Origin of the sequence: Saccharomonospora iraqiensis subsp. iraqiensis (assembly GCF_000430445.1) — a bacterium.
Lineage (GTDB): Bacteria > Actinomycetota > Actinomycetes > Mycobacteriales > Pseudonocardiaceae > Saccharomonospora > Saccharomonospora iraqiensis.
Genome location: NZ_KE387057.1, coordinates 48,700 through 51,231 on the forward strand (window position 1 = coordinate 48,700; position 2,532 = coordinate 51,231).

A 2,532-nucleotide genomic window follows, 5' to 3' on the forward strand; every position below is an offset into this window, starting at 1 on the left:
GGCCGTCACCGGCACGCCGTGCTCCGTGGCCTCCGCGAGCACGGCGGCCACCTCCTCGGCCGTGCCGGGCCGGACCACACAGCGCGGCTTCGCCCGCCCGCCGGTCAGCGCCTCGTCGCCGGTGTAGTCCTCGGTCACCTCGTCGCCGGTCAGCACATGGTCCGCACCGACGATGCCGGTCAGTCGCCGCGTCACGTCGTCCGTCGCCTCGCCCATGGGGACGCAGCCTAGTACGCCCGTCGAGCGCCTGGCTATGAATCCGATTCATGTTTCGGCCGCCGGAGGGGGACGGCGCCGGGACAGGTGCCCGCGGAACCGTCCCACTCGGCAGGGGCCGGACTCAGGCGCGGGCGTAGGAGAGCGTCTCGCCCTCCACCCCCCGCAACCACAGGTCCTGCGCGGCCGCGGCCATCTCGGGCAGCCCCTCGACGATCGTGCCGAACACGTTGCCGGGCACCCATCCCGCATCGCCGTTGATCAGCAGATTGTTCCGCCCGTAGAAGAAGGCCAGGTCGGTGGCGCCCTGCTCGCCGTGCGCCACGCTGCCCTCGTCGTAGCCGTAGGCCGGGTTGCCGATTTCCCACGGCTCGAAGCCGAAGTAGACGACGTCGCCGGGGATGGGGGTCACGGTCGGGTTCTCCCGGCCCGGCTTCGGGTCCGCGAACGGCGGGACGAGGGTGTAGACCTCGTTGCGGGCGTACTTGGCGTGGTAGGCCGATCCGCTCTGCGGCAGCGCGTCCCACACCGCCCGGCAGGTGCGCGGCGCCTCGTCGTCGAGCAGCCGCGCGCGGCAGGACACCCCGCGTTTGTCGAGGGTGATCGTGATGTACCGGGCGGACGCGTCCGCCCGGTCGGCCGTTCCCGCCGTCACCGGGCCACCGAGGCGACGACCTCGCCCCAGATGTCCAGGGCCTCGTCGATCTGCTCGGAGGTGACCACCAGCGGCGGGATCATGCGCACCACGTTCATGTACGCCCCACAGGTCAACAGCAGCAGGCCCTTCTCCGCGGCCTTCTTCTGCACCGCCTGCGCCGTGGCGTTGTCCGGCGCGCCGTCCGCGGTGACGAACTCGGAGCCGACCAGCAGTCCCATGCCCCGCACGTCACCGATCCCGGGGGTCTTGTCGCCCACCGCCCGCGCGCCGTCGAGCAGCTGCCTGCCCCGCGCGGCGGCGTTGTCCACCAGGTTCTCCTCCCGGATGACCTCCAGCGTGGCCAGGGCCGCCGCGCAGGCGACCGCGTTGCCCCCGTAGGTGCCCCCCTGCGAACCGGGCCAGGCCTTGCCCATCAGGTCCCGCGACGCGGCGATCCCGGACAGCGGGAACCCGCTGGCCAGCCCCTTGGCGATGAGCACCACGTCGGGGTGGACGTCGAAGTGCTCGTGCCCCCAGAACTTCCCGGTGCGGCCGAACCCGGTCTGGATCTCGTCCATCACCAGCAGGATCCCGTGCTCGTCGGCGCGGCGGCGCAGGCCGGCCATGAACTCGCTGTTCGCGGGCACGTAGCCGCCCTCGCCGAGCATGGGTTCGACGAAGAACGCGGCCGTCTCCTGCGGCGCGGTCTGGGTGGCGAAGAGGTAGTCCAGCTCGCGCAGCGCGAAGTCGGTGGCCGTCTTCTCGTCCCAGCCGTAGTGGTAGGCGTGCGGGAAGGGCGCCACGTGCACGCCCGCCATCAGCGGGGAGATGCCCGCGCCGAACCGGGTGCCCGAGGTGGTCATCGACGCCGCCGCCACGGTGCGCCCGTGGAAGCCGCCCTGGAACACGACGACGTTCGGCCTGCCCGTGGCCTGCCGCGCCAGTCGCAGCGCCGCCTCGACGGCCTCGCTGCCGGAGTTGGCGAAGAACAGCGAGTCGAGCCCGGACGGCAGGACCTCGCCGAGCCGTTCGCCGAGTTCGAGCAGCGGCCGGTGCATGACGGTGGTGTACTGGCCGTGGATGAGCTTGCCGACCTGCTCCTGCGCCGCCTGTACCACCTTCGGGTGGCAGTGGCCCGTGCTCGTGACCCCGATACCCGCGGTGAAGTCGAGATGACGCCGACCGCTGGTGTCGTAGAGATAGGCGCCTTCGCCGTGGTCGACGACGACGGGGGTCGCCTGCTTGAGAATGGGGGAGAGCTGGGCCATGACAGCGTGCTCCTTTGCGACGGTGGCCGGTGGGGTATGCGTGAAGGGCACTTTTCCTGCGTTGAATGCAGGGAACGTGCCCCTCGCTGCGTCACACGCAGGGAAAGTGCCCTTCACGCTCACGCGGGCCCGGGTGCGGCCCGGAGGGTTGTAGATTGTCAACAATATTCGTAGCATGGTGCCCGCAGCGGCGCAAACAGCTACTTTCGGAGGAGTTTCGGATGGGCAGCCTCAGCGAGTCCGGCGTGGTCGACGCGGTCGACAAGGATCTGTTCGTCGGCGGCAAGTGGACCCCCGCCACGGACGGGCGGACGTTCGCGGTGCGGGACCCCGCCACCAACGGCGTGCTGTGCGAGGTCGCCGACGCCTCCCCGGCGGACGGCGCCGCCGCGCTGGACGCCGCCGTCGCCG

Annotated in this window: 2 protein-coding genes and 2 pseudogenes; 1 reads left to right on the forward strand and 3 read right to left on the reverse strand. The window is 71.4% G+C overall.

Translation table 11 applies throughout. From position 1 onward, the window contains the following. The 3 genes and pseudogenes from ACTIR_RS26270 to ACTIR_RS0104765 all read right to left on the reverse strand — a co-directional run. Window positions 1–216: pseudogene (locus ACTIR_RS26270) on the reverse strand (FAD-binding protein); the annotation flags it as partial. 124 nt (window positions 217–340) lie between these two features. After that, on the reverse strand, window positions 341–871 hold the full coding sequence (locus tag ACTIR_RS0104760; protein ID WP_052583719.1) for a DUF3830 family protein: 531 nt from the start codon (window positions 869–871) through the stop codon (window positions 341–343). Beyond that, entirely contained in the window at window positions 868–2,121 is a 1,254-nt protein-coding gene (locus ACTIR_RS0104765; RefSeq protein ID WP_026453421.1) for an aspartate aminotransferase family protein, read from the reverse strand. Before ACTIR_RS0104765 ends, ACTIR_RS0104760 begins: the two co-directional genes overlap by 4 nt. Before the next feature lie 221 nt (window positions 2,122–2,342). Here ACTIR_RS0104765 and ACTIR_RS26275 point away from each other — a divergent pair. After that, window positions 2,343–2,532 (forward strand): annotated as a pseudogene (locus tag ACTIR_RS26275) (NAD-dependent succinate-semialdehyde dehydrogenase); the annotation flags it as partial.

Excerpts from the sequence above, each read along its gene's own strand:
- ACTIR_RS0104765 (WP_026453421.1), bottom strand. The coding sequence starts at position 2,121 with ATGGCCCAGCTCTCCCCCATTCTCAAGCAGGCGACCCCCGTCGTCGTC.